At 40.7% G+C, this 19020-nt stretch carries 13 protein-coding genes; 12 read left to right on the top strand and 1 reads right to left on the bottom strand.

The genetic code is table 11. From position 1 onward, the window contains the following. The first annotated feature begins 89 nt into the window (after positions 1–89). The 6 genes from kdsA (at position 90) to Q7657_RS19695 (ending at position 6210) form a co-directional block, all read left to right on the top strand. On the top strand, positions 90–887 hold the full coding sequence (kdsA, locus tag Q7657_RS19720; RefSeq protein WP_107165487.1) for a 3-deoxy-8-phosphooctulonate synthase: 798 nt from the start codon (positions 90–92) through the stop codon (positions 885–887). Positions 888–986: 99 nt separating this feature from the next. Further along, on the top strand, positions 987–1730 hold the full coding sequence (gene kdsB / locus Q7657_RS19715; protein WP_107165486.1) for a 3-deoxy-manno-octulosonate cytidylyltransferase: 744 nt from the start codon (positions 987–989) through the stop codon (positions 1728–1730). A 1-nt stretch (position 1731) separates the two neighbouring features. Then, positions 1732–2661, top strand: coding sequence for a KpsF/GutQ family sugar-phosphate isomerase (locus Q7657_RS19710; protein WP_107165485.1), 930 nt, complete (start codon positions 1732–1734; stop codon positions 2659–2661). A 20-nt stretch (positions 2662–2681) separates the two neighbouring features. Next, positions 2682–3122: an arsenate reductase/protein-tyrosine-phosphatase family protein gene (locus Q7657_RS19705; protein WP_107165484.1), complete on the top strand. Its 441-nt coding sequence runs from the start codon at positions 2682–2684 to the stop codon at positions 3120–3122. A 177-nt stretch (positions 3123–3299) separates the two neighbouring features. Continuing rightward, positions 3300–4676, top strand: coding sequence for an MBL fold metallo-hydrolase (locus Q7657_RS19700; RefSeq protein WP_107165483.1), 1377 nt, complete (start codon positions 3300–3302; stop codon positions 4674–4676). Between the two features lie 235 nt (positions 4677–4911). Beyond that, on the top strand, positions 4912–6210 hold the full coding sequence (locus tag Q7657_RS19695) for a glycoside hydrolase family 18 protein (protein ID WP_107165482.1): 1299 nt from the start codon (positions 4912–4914) through the stop codon (positions 6208–6210). 92 nt (positions 6211–6302) lie between these two features. Here Q7657_RS19695 and mnmC read toward each other — a convergent pair whose 3' ends face one another. Beyond that, positions 6303–8366 (bottom strand): bifunctional tRNA (5-methylaminomethyl-2-thiouridine)(34)-methyltransferase MnmC2/FAD-dependent 5-carboxymethylaminomethyl-2-thiouridine(34) oxidoreductase MnmC1, encoded by a 2064-nt coding sequence (mnmC, locus tag Q7657_RS19690; RefSeq protein ID WP_107165481.1) that lies wholly within the window; start codon positions 8364–8366, stop codon positions 6303–6305. A gap of 347 nt (positions 8367–8713) precedes the next feature. Between mnmC and fabB the strand changes: the two genes are divergently transcribed. The 6 genes from fabB (at position 8714) to truA (ending at position 18887) form a co-directional block, all read left to right on the top strand. After that, on the top strand, positions 8714–9928 hold the full coding sequence (gene fabB / locus Q7657_RS19685; protein ID WP_053987088.1) for a beta-ketoacyl-ACP synthase I: 1215 nt from the start codon (positions 8714–8716) through the stop codon (positions 9926–9928). Between the two features lie 219 nt (positions 9929–10147). Further along, positions 10148–11314: a nucleotide sugar dehydrogenase gene (locus tag Q7657_RS19680; protein ID WP_107165480.1), complete on the top strand. Its 1167-nt coding sequence runs from the start codon at positions 10148–10150 to the stop codon at positions 11312–11314. A 20-nt stretch (positions 11315–11334) separates the two neighbouring features. Next, positions 11335–12510 carry a 4-phosphoerythronate dehydrogenase gene (locus Q7657_RS19675; RefSeq protein ID WP_107165479.1) on the top strand — a complete coding sequence of 392 codons (1176 nt, stop codon included), beginning with the start codon at positions 11335–11337 and terminating at the stop codon, positions 12508–12510. Then, positions 12507–13520, top strand: a complete 1014-nt coding sequence (locus Q7657_RS19670) for an aspartate-semialdehyde dehydrogenase (protein WP_053987085.1) — start codon at positions 12507–12509, stop codon at positions 13518–13520. The genes Q7657_RS19675 and Q7657_RS19670 overlap by 4 nt, the downstream gene beginning before the upstream one ends. 248 nt (positions 13521–13768) lie before the next feature. Further along, positions 13769–17902 (top strand): FimV/HubP family polar landmark protein, encoded by a 4134-nt coding sequence (locus Q7657_RS19665; protein ID WP_107165478.1) that lies wholly within the window; start codon positions 13769–13771, stop codon positions 17900–17902. 199 nt (positions 17903–18101) lie between these two features. Next, a complete protein-coding gene (gene truA, locus Q7657_RS19660; RefSeq protein ID WP_107165477.1) occupies positions 18102–18887 on the top strand; it encodes a tRNA pseudouridine(38-40) synthase TruA in 786 nt (261 codons plus the stop codon). The last annotated feature ends 133 nt before the right edge of the window (positions 18888–19020 follow it).

Here is a 19020-nt window from a genome sequence, read left to right as displayed (position 1 = left end):
TTATATTGTTACGATTGCTTATTTTTATAAAATAAGCTTGTATTTATCAATGTTGTATTATATTAAATTGTTCATTTAAAGAGGATGTCATGTTTTTAATTGCTGGTCCGTGTGTTATCGAATCTGAAAACTTAGTATTAGATACTTTTGGAAAGTTGCAGGAAATTACAAACAAGTATGGTATTGAATATATAGCTAAATCTTCTTTTACTAAAGCTAATCGCTCATCTGTAAATGCATTTACAGGTCCAGGTATTGAAGGTGGGCTTAAAATATTACAAAAAGCTAAAGAGCAATTAGGTGTACGTGTCATTACAGATGTTCATGAAGATACACCTCTTGATGAAGTTGCATCTGTTGTTGATGTATTACAGACCCCTGCCTTTTTAGTTCGTCAAACAGGTTTTATTCAGCGAGTTGCCTCTATGGGGAAACCTGTAAATATCAAAAAGGGTCAATGGATGCATCCTGCTGATATGGCTCCAGTGGTCGATAAATGCCGCGCTGTTGGTAATAATGATATTTGGTTATGTGATCGTGGGACAAGTTTCGGGTTTGGTACTTTAATTAATTACATGCCAGGCCTAACAATTATGAAAGAAACTGGTTGTAAAGTCGTAATGGATGCAACTCATAGTGTTCAAATGCCAGGGGCTTTAAATGGCTCGACAGGTGGTAATCGTTATTATGTTCCTGCGATTGCTCGTGCTGCTGTTGCTGTTGGTATCGATGGATTATTTATGGAAACACACCCTAATCCAGATAAGGCATTATGTGATGGTCCAAATATGTTAGCTTTAGAGCATATGGATGAATTATTAGAAACATTACTTGAAATTGATGAAATTGTTAATCGTCGACCTATGATAGAGAAGAAGTTTTCTTAATACTTCTTCTGTATATAACTATATTTTTGATGGTACTACTTGGTTTAGTGCCATTTTATTTAGATCATTAATGGCTATATGTAACCAAGGTATTAATAAATGAGCCGTGTTAAAATTGTTATTCCTTCTCGTTATGGTTCTTCTAGATTAGAGGGTAAGCCACTATTAGAGATAAACGGTAAGCCTTTATTTTGGCATGTATATCAGCGAAGTATAGAGGCTGGTTTTGAAAGTTCTGACATTGTTCTGGCAACAGATGATCATCGTATATATCAAAAAGCTAATGAGTTAAATTTATCTGCCGTGATGACTAGAGATGATCACGAGAGTGGAACAGACCGAATAAATGAAGTGGCTAACATCCTAAATTGGCCAGAGAGTACATTGATTGTTAATATTCAAGGAGATGAGCCTTTAATACCTCCTGCATTGATTTCTCAACTTGTTGATTTTGCAAGGTCCAATCGAGAGTTTTTAATAACAACAGCAGTAAATCCTCTAAATTCCTCTGATTTCAATAATCCTAATGTTGTGAAAGCTATTATGGGACTTAATGGAAGAGCACTTTATTTTACTCGCTCACCCTCACCTTTTAATCGCGATAATCCTAAAGATATTTCACTTTGTTATCGTCATATAGGTATTTATACATATAAAGTGAGTGCCCTTTCTAAATTTTGCTCTTATCCTGAAGCTCCGCTAGAGAAATATGAAAGACTTGAGCAATTAAGAGCTTTATCTAATGGAATATCAATTGGTGCTTGTATTTATCATGGAGAGTTAGCTCATGGTGTTGATACATATGATGATTATCTTGCGGTAAAAAAAATAATGGAATATTAAAATGAGTGCTATTAATATCGCTAAGGATGTTATTCGAACCGAGATTAACGGTTTAGAGTATATGTCTTCACAAATTAATAATGATTTTATCGAAGCTGTTAATACAATTATTTCAACGTCTGGTCGTACGATAATCTGTGGGATGGGAAAATCGGGGATTATTGGAAAAAAAATAGCTGCATCATTTGCTAGTACTGGAACACCAAGTTTTTTTATGCACCCAGGTGAAGCATTTCATGGTGATTTAGGAATGGTTAAACAAGAGGATATATTTATAGCTATTTCTAATTCTGGTGAAACAGATGAAGTACTTAAACTATTACCTTTTTTACGTGATAATGGAAATTATTTAATAGCGATAACTGGTAAGAAAGATTCAACTTTAGCAAAAAATTCTCATTGTCATTTAAATATAGCTGTTCCTAAAGAAGCTTGCCCGCTGCAGTTAGCCCCAACGTCATCCACAACGGCCACATTAGTTATGGGAGATGCTTTAACTGTTGCTTTAATGAATAAGCGCAATTTTAAACCTGAAAATTTTGCTCGGTTCCATCCTGGTGGAAATTTAGGGCGACGTTTATTGGGTAAAGTTAGAGATGAGATGGTAAAAGATAATTTACCTACAGTATCAATTGATGATCATTTTTCAGCTATTGTCAACGTTATCTCAACAGGTCAATTAGGACTTTGCCTAGTTATGAATGATGAGAGCTTAGTTGGAATAATTACAGACGGCGACATTAGAAGAGCAATGGAAATACATGGAAAAAATGTATTTGATTTGGTATCTAAAGATATTGTTACTAATAATCCTCTTTCTGTAAGTCCAGATGTTAATATTCAAGTAGCTTATGAATTTATGCACGATAGAAATGTGACGTCATTAGTTGTACTAGAGAATAATAAGTTACTCGGAATTATTAAAAAATAGTAATTGATTATAGGGGTATCATGTTCAACAAAATCCTCGTGGTTTGTGTAGGCAATATTTGTCGATCGCCTGCTGGTGAGCGTATTCTAAAAACGAAATTACCAGCTAAACACATAGCTTCTGCGGGTATTGCAACCCAAAAAAGTGGGTTAGCTGGAAAGCCTGCAGATGCGATGGCATGTGAAGTGATGGTGCAATATGGTTTTGATTTATCAGGTCACCAAGCGCAACAACTGACACCTGAGTTATGCCGAGATTATGATCTGATTTTGGTGATGGAAAAAGGACATATTGATGCAGTAACCAATATTGCACCAGAAGCGCGAGGTAAAACGATGTTGTTTGGTCAATGGATTGGTCAGCGTGATATTCCTGATCCATACCGTCAAAGTCGTGAAGCGTTTGAGCACTCTTTAACTTTAGTCGATCAAGCTGCGCAAGCATGGGCCACTAAGCTGTAATTATCATTTATAAATTAAATAATTTGTTTGATGAGATAATGTGTTTTTTATGTGCTACATAATTTGCTTTCGTTGATTTCGTGAGCCTGCTCTGATTCTAGTTGTTAATATTTTTAACATGATAATAGCTCTGTCATTATCATCAGATTGGATAAAATATAAGCACAAGGATCAAACGTGGATATTATTCACCATGGGGCGAAAACAGGTGTGACAGGCTCATGTCACGAGCTTGTCATTGGTAGTAGTAGTTTATTAATTGACTGTGGTTTGTTTCAGGGCAAAGAAGCAAATAGCAGAAAGTTTGATATTGAGTTTGATATTGAACACATACAAGCACTGTTACTGACCCATTGCCATATTGATCATGTCGGTCGTATTCCTTGGTTACTGGCTGCGGGGTTTACGGGCCCGATTTATGCGACGGAAGCAACGGCGGCGTTGCTTCCGTTGATGTTAGAAGATGGACTAAAAATTCAGCTTGGATTGAGTTCTGCTCAATGTCAGCAATTTACCCAATTGATTAAACAAAAAGTTCGCCCTGTGCCTTATGACTGTTGGGCTAAATTAGTGTTATTAAATGGCGAAAGTGTGGCTATACGTTTTCGTCAAGCTGGGCATATTTTAGGCTCTGCTTATATTGAGATTAAATTGCCAGATCAACGTATCGTTGTTTTTAGCGGCGATCTTGGTCCTTCAAATACTCCTCTTTTATCTGATCCTATTTCTCCCTTATCGGCAGATGTGCTTGTTTTAGAAAGTACATATGGCGACAAGCCCCATCATGATGTGATTGAGCGTGAATCGCAATTACGTCAGTTAATTGAACACTCTTTACGAGATGGTGGTGCGATCTTAATTCCTGCATTTAGCGTCGGTCGAACGCAAGAACTGTTGTTTGATATTGAAAATATTTTGGCTGATGTCTTATCCGGTTCGAGTCATGATAATGAGCATCAAAAAGTATGGAAGACATTGCCTGTTATTCTTGATTCACCATTAGCGCAGAAAATTACAGAGCAATATCGACATTTCCAAGAGTTATGGTCAAAAGAAGCGAAAGATCGACGTTATATTGGACGTCATCCATTAGCGTTTGAGCAATGTATTACCATCGAGAAGCATCAAGATCACGTAGAGCTTGTTAATCGATTAAAACATTCTGGTGAGCCTGCCATTATTGTTGCTGCCAGCGGTATGTGCTCCGGTGGGCGAATTATGAACTATCTTGAAGCATTGCTACCTGATGTTCGAACTGACGTGATCTTGGCTGGTTATCAAGCTATCGGAACGGTTGGAAGGCAGTTGCTTGATCAAAACAATCAGATAGTGATTAATGATAAAATCGTTGAGGTTAACGCAAAAGTTTACGGTTTATCAGGTTATTCTGCTCACGCTGCGCAAGATGATTTAGTTAAATTTGTGGAGCAGATAGAAGACGGCCCTTCTGTGATCCGAATTGTTCATGGCGATAAAGAAGCACAATCTCGTTTGGCCGATAAGCTGAGAGTGAGTCGACCTGATGCAGAGATCGTTATTGCCGCTGAATTATAAAGCTAAGCAAAAGATCTCATATTAACTTTTCATCATATTACATTTCTAACATAACTAAGAGTTCTATCGAAAAAATACGCTATTTTTTGTTTCGATTAGCTTTTAGTTATCCCATCTATAAAGTGTTCACACTATGTTTATTCTTACTTTTTAGGTTATTGCGTTGCTGCAGTTCCGAGATCATCGTTGAAGCAAAAGCATATGCCGTAAATCAATTGATGAGTAAGGAAACATCATGAAAGCGATTTTACCTTTTGCTATTGCTGCTGTATTCAGTAGTCCTGCAGTTAATGCACAAACGCCTGTTGTTGCAGGTTACTTTGCTGACTGGCAATATAACAATGAAGCTACCCCTTATACGGTAAAAGACATTCCAGCCGATAAACTAACCCATGTTATCTATGCGTTTTTAAGTATGTGTGGACCACATAATGGGGCGAGTGAAGCTGTACAACAGCAAATCGAAACAGCATGTAAAGACAAAGCACCTTTTAGTGCTGTCATTGTTGATAAAGAAGCCGCATTGGAAAAGGACTTTGGCCCAACAAAAGTTAAAGTGGATTACAAAGGTCACTTTGCACAACTAAAAGATTTAAAAGCAGAGAAACCTGAATTAAAAATTTTGCCATCTTTTGGTGGTTGGACAATGTCTGAACCATTTCATGTAATGGCTAAAGATAAAGCCGCAATTGAACACTTCTCTAAAACAGCCGTTGAGCTGATTGCGCAATATGATTTCTTTGATGGTATCGATCTCGATTGGGAATACCCAGGTGGTGGTGGCCTCACAACGTCTCCTTGGAACCCTGAAACTAAACTGTCGGATGAGCAAAAGGCGGCAGAAAAGGAAGCGTATACGCACTTGGTGAAAACACTACGTACTAATCTTGATAACTTAGAGAAGAAAACCGGTCGTGAATATGAGTTATCAACAGCTGTTGGTGTGGGGAGTAAAGCTGAATCGATAGATTGGGCTGTTGTTGCACCACATTTAACCAATATGTTTGCGATGACTTATGACTATTTAGGTGGATGGGGAACACAGACTGGTCACTTAACGAATCTTCACGCAACAGATAACGGTTGGTGGGGAATGGGTACTGATGTGTTTGTTAACAAGATGATTGAGCTAGGCATTCCTGCTAATAAATTGGTTGTGGGTGCGGCATTTTATGGTCGAGGCTGGGAAGGAACAAAAGGGTTTGATGGTAAGGTCTTACCTAAAGAGCTTTCCTCTGCAAAAGGTGCAAGTTTTGGTACATCTGAAACCGAGCCTGGCTTTTTTATGTTCTGGGATCTAAAACGTAATTATACCGAAGCTCAAGGTTATATCGCAGGTTATGACGATAAGGCAGAAGCTCCTTATTTATGGAATGCAGAGAAACAAGTTTTCATTAGTTATGATGATGCTCGCTCGGTAAAAGCCAAAGCCGATTGGGTGAAGAAAAATAAACTTGCTGGCTTATTTGTTTGGGATCTGTCTGGCGATGAGAATAATGAATTAATGAATGTGATGGCGAGTGAACTGAAGTAGTCAGCAAAGGTCACTCAAAGTCATAATAGAACGCCATGTAGGAATCGGCTCTTTAAAGATTAAGAGTACCTACATGGCGTTTTTATATTTAATTAAGCATCAAGCGAGGTTAGTGCTTTGCCTTTTATTAATCTTCTTACCCACATACGGCCAGGGTGAAGTGCTTCAAGTACACTAAGTGGTAGCGGTAATGGATCACCACAAATTTGTGACGCTAAAACTTCGCCCAGTAATGGTGCTGAACTTAATCCTCGAGAGCCTAAGCCAACAATCGCAAACAAGTTGTCATAGATAGGGACTTCTTCGGCATGCTCTTGGGTTTCTTTTAGGTTATGGTATTGCGCTAATAAATCGTCGTAACGACATACGTTGCCGACAAAAGGTAGATGATCTCGGGTGGCACATCGAATTCCTACTCGGGCGCGATCTTTTACTGCAAAACCATTAATGTCTATTGCTTTAGGCCACTCAACGGATGGTAAACAATTAACTAAGCGTTGCTTATTATCTTGTTGATCATCTTCATTAAACGCTAGTTCGACATTACGACGATCATAGCTAGCACCAATGCAGTGGCTTTTGGTTTCGCTATTTACTGGTGTGAGGTAACCATCGTAACAAAGTACGGTTTTTAGCTGCCCTAGTGACGAGTTGGTTGGTACGTGACTCACTTGACCACGAACAGAGGAAGCGGGGATCGCCTGAGTTTGTGGATATTCACTAAAACGATGCCCACTTGCTAAGATCACGGTGTGATGTTGCGCTTGGCTACCATCAGTGAAATGTAGTTGCCATTGCTCATCAGACAGCTGCTCAAGTGACTGTACTTCTTTTTGTGTTTTAAGCGTGAGTTTCCCTTCATTTACAGCATGTTCAATTAATGCTGTGGTCAATTCTTTTGGTGATAACCAACCACCTAACGGGTAATGCACGCTGTCAAAACCGGTTTCAACACCTGTGGTTTGTTCGGTTTGTGCTTTATCTAGCTTATGGATTAACTCTGAAGTAAAACCACCGTCTAACATTTTTTCAAGTTTAGCGGCTGACTTTTCGTCATAAGCCAATTGAGTAACACCACACCAGCTATGGCTAAATTCAAGCTCAGTGGCGGCTTGTTCAACTAACTGTTTAGCGTAGATAAATGCGGTTGAGAAAAAGCGAGATACCGCATCATTGTTACCGTTTAATAAAGGGTAGACTGCACCTTGGCGGTTCCCGGATGCACCATCTGCAAGCTCGCTATCTGCACAATATAATGTCACCTTTTGACCTCGGCGGATCAAAGCAAGTGCTGTGGTTGCAGAAGCAATACCGCCACCAATGATAGCAATACCTGAATCATTGTTTGTTTGTGCAGCTCTGTTATACCAAGGTTTCACATTCGTACTATGCTGACGTTCAATAACCTTGCCAACAATCATTTCACGTTTAGTACCAAACCCTTTGGCTTTTCGCATCTCAAAGCCCGCTTCCATTAAGCCGCGACGAACAAAGCCTGCAGCGGTAAATGTTGCGACAGTACAGTCTTGTCGCGCCATTTTTACCATGCCGTTAAATAAGTTTTGATTCCACATTTCAGGGTTTTTACTTGGGGCAAAACCGTCAAGGAACCATGCATCGATAATGCCGTCGTTACCGACCCAAACTTGTGGTATACAATCTTTGATATCACCAAACCATAAATCTAGCGTGATCATGCCATCTTCTAATACGATACGGTGACAATCAGCAATGGCTGGTGGGTAGTGGGCGTGAAGTTGCTCAGCAAGTTCAGCCAGCTCAGGCCATGATTGGTGCGCTTTAATTAAGTCTTGCTTAGTAACGGGATACTTTTCAAAACTGATGAAATGTAGCTCTTGGGTGGCAGAATCTGGATGTTCGGCACGGTATTGCTTGAATGCTTGCCAAACAGCGAGAAAGTTTAATCCAGTGCCAAAGCCGGTTTCTGCGATAACAAAGCGGCGTTGATTGCCTTCAATCCAGCGTTCAGGTAAGCCATTTTGTTTAATAAAGACGTAACGGGTTTCTTCCAATCCATTGGCATTCGAGAAGTAGACATCATCAAAGTTATTCGACACAGGCGTTCCCACGTCATTCCAATCAAGAACGGCATTTTCAATGTGTGGGATAGACTTTTCTTTTTCTGGATAAGACAAAAGGGGAAACCTCTTAAACTAATTGGCAAACTGTATAACAAAAAAATTGGTTGAATTAGCACCAGTTATTAGCTGTTATACAGTAAGAAATGGCAATTTTGAGCCGATTGTACCCGAATATCAGGAAAGCTGACCACTTTTTACCGCCAAAGCCGTTATAGTCGGTGGGCTCAAGTTATTTGATAATAACACTGGCTGCCAAACAGCTTTAAGATATGATGTTCCGTTAAATACGGTATACTTACCGACAAGAACGCGCATCTTAAAGCCGTTTGGGACTAAACCCACCGTATAAAGACGAATTATCACGGTAAGGCTATATCCATTAATATTAGTAGGAAGTCATCATGAAACGAGCCGTAATTACAGGCATGGGTATTGTATCTAGTATCGGTAACAATGTTGCTGAAGTACTAGAGTCACTGAAGACAGGCAAATCAGGCATTAATTTTTCTGAGCAGTTCGCAGAGATGAAGCTACGCTCAAATGTTTGGGGTGATCTGAAAATTAACCCATCAGAGCACATTGACCGTAAAAAAATGCGTTTCATGGGCGATGCAGCGGCTTACGCTTACCTATCAATGGAACAAGCAATTGCCGACTCTGGCTTAGCTGAAGAGCAAGTATCTAATGAGCGTACAGGTCTTGTGGCAGGTTCTGGTGGTGCGTCATCTCATAACCAATACGTTGCGGTTGATACGCTACGTGAAAAAGGCGTTAAGCGTGTTGGTCCTTACATGGTACCTCGTACGATGTCTTCAACGGTATCTGCATGTCTTGCAACACCATTTAAGATCCGTGGTGTGAACTACACAATGAGCTCAGCTTGTGCAACGTCAGCACACTGTATCGGTCACGCAGTAGAGCTAATCCAACTAGGCAAACAAGACGTTGTATTTGCAGGTGGTGGTGAAGAGCTAGACTGGTCACTAACCATGATGTTCGATGCAATGGGCGCACTATCGACTAAGTACAATGATGAGCCAACCAAAGCATCTCGTACTTACGATGCTGATCGTGATGGTTTTGTGATCTCTGGTGGCGGCGGTATGGTTGTTATCGAAGAACTAGAGCACGCACTTGCACGTGGCGCAAAAATTTACGGTGAGATCGTAGGTTACGGTGCGACGTCTGATGGCTACGACATGGTTGCTCCATCAGGTGAAGGTGCAGTGCGTTGTATGAAGATGGCAATGCAAGATCTTGATGGTCCTGTTGATTACATCAATACACATGGTACATCAACGCCTGTAGGTGATGTGAAAGAGCTTGGTGCTATCCAAGAGCTATTTGGTGAAAACAGCCCTGCAATTTCTGCAACTAAAGCCATGACAGGTCACGCATTAGGTGCGGCAGGTGTTCATGAAGCGATTTACTCAACACTAATGCTTGAGCACGGTTTTGTTGCGCCAAGCATCAACATCGATAACCTAGATGAAGCGGCACAAGGTCTTGATATCGTAACTGAAAAGCGTGACGTTGAACTTAAGACAGTAATGTCTAACAGCTTTGGTTTTGGTGGTACTAACGCAACGCTAGTGATCAAGAAATACGAAGCGTAATTAAATCAGATGTAGATTAACCGTAGCGTTAATCAAATTGATAGAAGAGCTATAAAGTAATTTATGGCTCTTTTTTTATTCATTAAAAGTCAATGAACCGCTGTGATAGTAGCGGAAAAGGTCACTTTTGTTCTTTTAAAGTGTTTTCAGTTAAACTAATAGCCAGTAAGCAAGGGTTGAATAACAGCTACTTGCACATTAATTCATTGAGGTTAGGTAATGAAAATTACTGTGGTAGGTACAGGTTATGTAGGCCTGTCAAATGCCGTGCTGTTATCTCAGCATAATGAGGTGGTAGCGTTAGACATTGTTGAAGAAAAAGTGGCGTTAATTAATCAAGGTTTATCGCCAATTGTTGATAAAGAGATTGAAGCCTTCTTACAACACAAGACATTGAACTTAGTGGCAACAACGGATGCTGATCATGCTTATGATGGCGCTGAATTTGTCATTATTGCCACACCTACCGATTATGATCCTGTTACTAACTACTTTAATACCAGCTCAGTTGAAGCAGTAATTAAAGATGTGATGGTAAAAAATCCATCGGCAACCATGGTGATCAAATCAACCGTACCAGTTGGTTATACGGAAAGTATCAAAAAGCAATTTGGTATTGATAATATTATCTTCTCACCTGAGTTTTTACGTGAAGGTCGTGCCCTTTACGATAACTTGCATCCCTCTCGCATTATTGTTGGTGAGCGCTCCGAGCGAGCTGAAACTTTTGCAGGTTTATTAAAGCAAGGTGCTGAAAAGCAAGATATAGCCGTGCTGTTTACCGATTCTACGGAAGCGGAAGCGGTGAAGTTATTCTCAAATACTTACCTAGCTATGCGTGTGGCTTATTTTAATGAGCTTGATAGCTACGCTGAAGCATTAGGCTTAGATAGTCGTCAAATCATTGAAGGTGTCGGCTTAGATCCTCGTATTGGTAATCACTATAACAATCCATCTTTTGGTTACGGTGGTTATTGTCTGCCAAAAGATACCAAGCAATTGCGAGCGAATTACCGTGATGTGCCTAATAACATTATTGGTGCGATTGTGGATGCGAATACCACCCGTAAAGATTTTATTGCTGATTCAATTATTGCAAAGCAGCCAAAAGTGGTGGGTGTTTATCGATTAATCATGAAGTCGGGTTCTGATAATTTCCGTGCATCCAGTATTCAAGGCATCATGAAGCGCATTAAAGCTAAAGGTATTGAAGTGGTGGTGTACGAGCCAGTGCTTGAGCAAGATGACTTCTTTAACTCAAAAGTGATTAAAGATCTGGAAGCATTTAAAGCGATGTCTGATGTTATTGTCTCAAACCGAATGGCGGTTGAGCTAGATGATGTGCAAGAGAAAGTTTACACCCGAGATCTGTTCGGGGCTGATTAAGCAAAGCAAGGAAAGCCTGAATGAAAATCCTTATTGATGAAAACATGCCGTATGCATTTGAGTTGTTCAGTGAGCTGGGTGAAGTAGTAGCAAAGCCAGGTCGTAACTTAACTGCTGATGATTTGATTGGGATTGATGCCCTAATGATCCGCTCGGTAACCAAAGTTAATGAAAGTTTGTTGGAAAAAGCCGACAAGTTGAAGTTTGTTGGTACGGCAACGGCAGGACAAGATCATGTTGATCAGTCGCTATTGGCTGAGCGTGATATCACTTTTACGGCGGCTCCTGGTTGTAACAAGGTAGGGGTTGCTGAATATGTATTAAGTAGCCTCATGGTGTTAGGGCAACAGCAAGGCTTTTCTATTTTCGAACGCACGGTTGGTATCATTGGTGCAGGTAACGTTGGCTCATATTTAGCGAAATGTTTAGATGCTTTGAGTATTCGTTATTTACTCAATGATCCACTAAAACAAGCAGAAGGCGATGAGCGTGAATTTCATTCCCTAGAAACCTTGTTGGCGGAATGTGATGTGATCACCACACATACTCCATTAACCCGTGAAGGTGAATATCCTACCCATCATCTTGTTGATGCTGATTTTATTGAAGCACTAAAGCCAAATGCGATTTTAATTAATGCCGCACGTGGTCCTGTGGTAGATAACCAAGCCCTAAAAGCTGCATTAATAGCATCAAGCAACGGGACAGGAAAATTACTTACCGCAGTTTTAGATGTGTTTGAACAAGAGCCATTGGTAGATTTGGAGCTGTTACCTTACTTAGCCTTTGCAACGCCACATGTTGCAGGTTACGGCCTTGAAGGTAAGGCCCGTGGTACTACTATGGTATTTAATCGATTCTGTGAATTTTTAGGTTTAGATAAACAGGTTGAAGCGAGTGAGCTATTACCTGTTGCGCCTGTTCCACAAGTCCAACTGAGCCGTCAATGGGATGAAGCTACGTTATTTAGCCTCACTCAATTGGTTTATGATGTGCGTAAAGATGATGGTATTTTCCGTCGTCAGATGCAGCAAGCTGGTGATGATAACAGCAAAATGGCGACTGCTTTTGATCTTATGCGAAAAAACTACTGGGATCGTCGTGAATATAGTGCGATTACAGTAGCGGGTAAGGCTGATTTTGAGGTAGAGTCGCTGGCTAAATTAGGTTTTACAGTAGTAGAGGTAACTCAATGAGTCAGGAATATGATATTGCAATACTCGGCGCAACGGGCGCTGTTGGCGAAGCGATGGTCGAGGTATTAGAAGAGCGCAATTTTCCTGTTCGCAATCTTTACTTGCTGGCAAGTGATCGTAGCTCAGGCAAAGTGCTACGTTTTAAAGGCAAATCGATCCGCGTTAAAAACGTAGAAGAGTTCGATTGGGGGCAAGTTCAAATTGCCTTGTTCTCAGCAGGTGCAGAGGCTTCTCGTCATTGGGCGCCAATTGCTGCCGATCATGGTGTCGTGGTTATCGATAACACATCAGAATTCCGTTACGAATACGATGTACCGCTGGTTATTCCTGAAGTGAACCCAGAAGCGATTGCGGATTACCGTAACCGTAATATTATTGCGAACCCAAACTGTTCGACGATTCAAATGCTGGTTGCTTTGAAGCCAATTCAAGATGCTTACGGTATTGATCGTATTAACGTTGCAACTTACCAGTCTGTTTCAGGTTCTGGTCGTAAAGGTATTGATGAGCTTGCAGGTCAAACAGCGAAATTGCTAAATGGCTTACCAGCTGAAAACAGTGCTTACGATAAGCAAATTGCATTTAACTGTTTGCCTCATATCGATGAGTTTCTTGATAATGGTTACACCAAAGAAGAAATGAAAATGGTGTGGGAAACACAAAAAATCCTAGGTGATTCAAGTATTCGTGTTAATCCAACATGTGTACGTGTTGCTGCATTCTTCGGTCACGCAGAAGCGGTTCACGTAGAAACACACCAACCGGTTGTGGTTGAAGACGTGGTAAACATGCTTGAAAATACCGATGGTATCGAAGTGTTCCATGGTACCGATTACCCAACACAAGTAACGGATGCGGTAGGTAAAGATCACGTTATGGTTGGCCGTATTCGTGAAGATATTAGCCACCCTTGCGGTGTGAATATGTGGGTTGTTGCTGATAACGTTCGTAAAGGCGCAGCAACAAACAGTATTCAAATTGCTGAAAAGCTGATTGAAGAATATTTGTAAAAGAAATAAAAAGAAGGAGTGAGAAATTGCTCCTTCTTCTTTTCCATGATCTTACTGGTAAAACACTAAGTAGTCCCTTGACATATAAAGTGAGCTAGCAAGAATTATCCGTTATGACGTTAAGTTTTGCTCAATGTCGCCGTTACATGTTCATTATGGTTTACGTGTAATAACTGTATTATTTCGAAGGGTATTTTCGGATAAATGCTTTTCGTCCTATTTATCTCTGCCAGAGAGGAACGCAGGCAGTGTCTGATATTCCAAAGATCTTAAAGCGCTTTATTGTGCCGGTAGCCTTCGTTACCATCTCATCTTATTTACCTGTGGTGAATGCCAATACCGTTCGTATTGTTGGCCCATCGAATGAGGATGGATCCTATTCGCAAGCCACTCGCAGTTTAGCTACAGCGCCATCGTTGCGCACTCTTTCACAGTCGACATCGGCACAATCTTCAGCACGTCGTTATGGTCCTACAGGGGAAAAAGAAACCTTGTGGTCTATTGCTTCGCGCCATCGCCCTAATACATCGGTTTCTGTCTACCAAGTGATTGGTGCGATTTATCATGTAAACCCGCAAGCGTTTGAAAATAGCAATATTCATGGTTTAGTACCGGGTAGTTATTTGGTAATGCCAACGCTGAGCCAAATTAACAATGAAAAAGAAAGTTTGATCCGTCGCCAATTAGAGGCAGACAAAAAGCGCGCACCTTACCTAAAAACAACACCTAAGCCTAAACGCGTTGTTAAATTAAAGCCAAAGCCGGAAGAATTAAAAACAATTCAAGCCGAGAAAAAAGCCAAGGAACAAGCGGCGACGCCAAAAATTAAGCCCGCTGATACGGTTGTAAAGCCTGTCGCGCCTAAGCCTGCAAATACAGCACAACCAACACCAGAGGTATCGGCTAAAACAATTGAAAAAGCAGTGGCGGCAGCAACAACGGCAGCGGCTGTTAGTACTGTTACATCCAACACCGCAACGGGTGCAGAAAAGCCCGCGGAAACAGTAGCATCAGATGTGAAAACAGCCGATGTGACAAGTGCTGATTCTGTAGAAGCTATCCCTGCAAAACCAGAACTATCTGATCAGCAGCAAGCGTTAACTGATGAGCAAATGACTAAGCTGGTGGAGAGCAATCACCTGCTACGTTTACGTTTAGCTGAGATGCAGCAAGAAGTTGAAGCATTAAAAGATCAAGTTAAAGATAGCGATGATGTACGCCAAGAACTGCTAACTTTCTTAGAGCAACAAAAGCAACTGCAAAATGCGCCACAACCTGTGACGCCACCTACCTCAACCTGGTTTGATTCACTGGCTAATAATCCATGGGCTCTCGCAGCTGCAGGCATTATCCCTGGCGGTTTAATTGCAGCCTTATTAGCTTTCTTCTTATTACGCCGTAAGAACGAAGATGAACAAGATGAAGTGAAGTCACTACAAGCACCTGACGCAACAGCGACAGACAATGCACCAGTAGTGGTTCCGCCTATGGATGGTAAAGAGACGGATTCAGAAGATGCTGATGATTTAGATGATCTGTTTGCTGATGATGATTTATTTAATGATCCTGATTTCACATTAGAAATTGATGAGAAAGATGAGCAATCAGGTAAAACTGAAGAGAAAGTTTCTGAGCCTATTGCAGATCTTACTGATGAAGTTGTTGTTGAAGCACCATCTCAAACTGATAATGCGACAGATGAGATTGAATTTGATGATGTATTTGAAAATAACGTCAGCAGCAGTATTTCAGTAAAAGGTGATGACGCTATCGGTCTTGAAGACATGGAGCGCGCACTTGATGAAATGGATAATGAAGAGAGCGAGCCAAGTGCTGATGAAGCGTTAGCATTGATGTGGGAGAAATCGCTCAATGATGCAGCTAAAGACGATGATACTGCAGATATCAGTAATGATGAGTTTGATTTATCACACGAAGATTTTGATCTAAGTGAAGCTGATAATGCAGACGATAAGACTCAATTACATTCGGAAGATGAAGAATTAGAAAACGGTCTGCTAGAACAATCGTTACTTGATGAGATTTTGCAACAAGCTGAAGCGCATAATCAGGATCAATCAGCTGATACACAAGAAGATAAAGCCGAGTCAAATGCTGAAGACGCATCTAACGCTCCATCAGAAAATGTTGCACAAGATGAACTGGATGCTTTATTCAATAACTTCAGTACAGATCTGCCTGAGTTTGAACAAACAGATGAAGCAGTGGCAGAAGACAACCTTGATGATGAAACCATTTTTGAAGAGGGTAGCACTGCATTATTAGATGATTTGGTGGAAGATGATGAGTTAAGCAGCGATATAGAGCTTGAAGAAGACAGCACTGCCTTACTTGACGAATTACTGCTCGATGATGACGAAAAAGCGCAAGCGGAAGATGATTTTGAAGTCGCAGAAGACAGTACAGATCTGCTTGATGAATTACTTCACGATGATGAAGAGATAGATTCTTTCTCTGATAATAATGTCGCACTTGATGAATCTAGCACCGATTTACTTGATGAAATTTTATCTTCACAGCAAGAAGAGTCTACAAAAGAGTCTCAGCCTCTCGTTGAGAATATTAAAACAGGGCAAGATGAAGCAGTTTCAGATCTTGAGGATGTGATTGAAAATACTCATGATTTGAGTGATGAGAAACAAGAAGATGCTCTAACAAAAGCAGAAGCGCCACAGCAAGATACTAAAGAGAGTCAAGTATCGGAATCATTAGTGATTTCTCAAGCTGAAAATGAAGCTGAGTTTGATGCCTTGCTTGAAGATGCATTTGCTGACGAAAGTGCAGAATCTGTTGCTTCTCAAGGTGGCAATGAGCCTAATAACTCAGAAGAGCTACAACAACTGTCTGCGGCAAGTGAGCAGAAATTTGATGAAATCTTAGATGACGTATTGGACGAAGCTTTTTACCGTCAATCACTTGATAGTGATATTAAACCATTAACAGTTTCTGATTTAGAGCGCGAATTGGATGAGCAAGATGCACTTGCTAATCATCTAGCAACTGACTCAGATGAGTCTGATCAAGCAATCTCGGTCGAAGACTTACCTGTTTTTGACGAAGAAGAAGCGCTAAAGGCTTTTGATGGTGAAACATATCAGCAGCCAAAAGAAGATGCTGCTCATAATGATGTGTTGTCATTAGATGATTTGCCAGAGTTTGATGAGCAAGCTGCATTTGACGATCCAGAAGCAGAGCCATTAGATGAAACAACATTTAATAACGATGTTGATGAACAAATCGCACTTGATAATGTGATCCGTCAGCTCCAGCAGGCAGCAGAGGCGGCGGAGCAATATAAGCCTAAAGCCGATTTTGCCTCCAATGTCGATATAACGACAGATCATACCGAGTTAGAGAGTACTTCTGCACAGCTTGAATCTGATAAAGCATTATCACCATTTGATACAGCGCAGCATGATAGTTACCCATTTGAAAAGCTAGATCCCGCGAGTATTCCTGAGTTTGATGAAAGCGAAGCGCTGCAAGCCTCGTTAGATGAGCAACACGAACTTGAGCAATATGAAATTGAACAAGGACTTCGTTTACCTAACGAAGAAGTGGCTTATCGTGGCGAAAAACCTGTGGTACTTGATCAGCTTGATCAAAACATGGTTGATTCTGCTGGTCTTGATATGGATGCGTTGTTATTCGATGAATCATTATCTAATGAACAACAATATGAACAATTAACTGAAAAAACAGTGACGCCAGAATTTGCGAGTGCTGCTAATCAAGAGTCGTCACCACAAACAACGCAAAAAGTGGAGCGTTCAGGGTTAGGTTTAGAAGACGATGAGCGTGATGGTTTATTAACGCAAGATATTGCTGATGATATTAACACTCAAGCATTTGCTGATGAGCTGTCTGATGATGATGCTAAAGTTTGGCAGACGTCAGCATCAGAGCCAGAATTAGAGCAAGAAGATTGGACTCAACAACCACAGTTAGTAAAAGAAGACTTGGAGACATTATCGTTAGAGTCTGAATTTTCCCTACGAGATAGTGATGTGAGTCAATCAGCAAGCAGTGAATTGCTTGGCGACAGTGAAAAAACCGTGGAGAAGCCAACTTACATTAGCATTGAAGAGCTAATGAAAGATGATCCTTTGCATGAGCAAGCCGATCCTGATGCCAATCCACTGAACTTAGAAGTGGGGCTGGATGATTATCCTGAGATGTTAGCAAGTATTGCTGAATACGATGTTGATACTGCAGGCGAGTATGCAAGCAAGCTCGATTTAGCGAAAGCTTATCTTGAAATGAATGACAGCGAAGGTGCTGTTGGTTTACTGGAAGATATTGCTAAAAATGCTGAGCAAGCATTACAGGATGAAGCAAAAAAACTGTTATCTAGAATTTAAATGTAGCGGTAAATTATAAATAAAAAGCACGGTAGATGATCTATCGTGCTTTTTTATTATCTATTGATGTACCTATTCTTATGCTGATACAGCACCGTTCTTTCACTTACCTATCGAATTACTTATAATTCACCAAAGATGAGGTAAATGGCGTGGTACGCAATTTACATAGGTTTGATTTAGCGAAGTTGAAAGAATTATGCGAATAGCTTTAGGTGTAGAGTACGATGGTGCCAAGTATTATGGCTGGCAACGCCAACGTGATGTAGATAGTGTACAAGAGCGTTTGGAAAAAGCTCTCTCTAAAGTTGCAAACCAGCCCATTGAAGTATTCTGTGCTGGGCGTACTGACGCAGGTGTGCATGGTACTGGCCAAGTTGTTCACTTTGATGTCAATATCGATCGTAAAATGGTGGCATGGACCATGGGGGCGAATGCAAACCTACCTAAAGATATTGCTGTACGTTGGGCAACTGAAGTTAATGAAGACTTCCATGCTCGTTTCACAGCAACAGCTCGTCGTTACCGTTACATCATTTTTAATAATGCGCTGCGTCCAGCTATCTTAGGTGCAGGTGTGAGCCACTATCACGGTCATCTTGATGAGAAGAAAATGCATGAAGCGGGTCAGTATCTTTTAGGTGAGAATGACTTTACGTCATTTCGCGCTGTGCATTGTCAGTCTCGTAGCCCATGGCGCAATTTAATGCATCTGAAAGTAACGCGCCAAGGTGATTTCGTGATCATTGATATCAAGGCGAATGCGTTTGTTCACCATATGGTACGTAATATCACAGGTAGTTTGATCAAAGTCGGTAAAGGTGAAGAGAAACCAGAGTGGATCAAATGGTTACTTGAGCAAAAAGATCGCACATTAGCAGGAGCAACAGCAAAAGCAGAAGGCTTGTATTTAGTCGATGTTGACTACCCGCAAGAGCATAATTTACCTCGAGTTCCATTGGGGCCGTTATTCTTAGCTGATTGAGTTACTTATCTTACCTTGATAAGGTAGTACCAGTTTTTTATCTACAGATTAGCAAGATTGTGTTTTAATCTCTGATCGTTATCCAATGAATTTGTATCTTCGGCCATTGACGGCGGAAGCATTAAGAATAAAG

It is taken from the genome of Candidatus Photobacterium acropomis, from assembly GCF_030685555.1.
Classification (GTDB): Bacteria; Pseudomonadota; Gammaproteobacteria; order Enterobacterales; family Vibrionaceae; genus Photobacterium; species Photobacterium lucens.
This window is presented reverse-complemented; position numbering and strand designations above follow the sequence as displayed.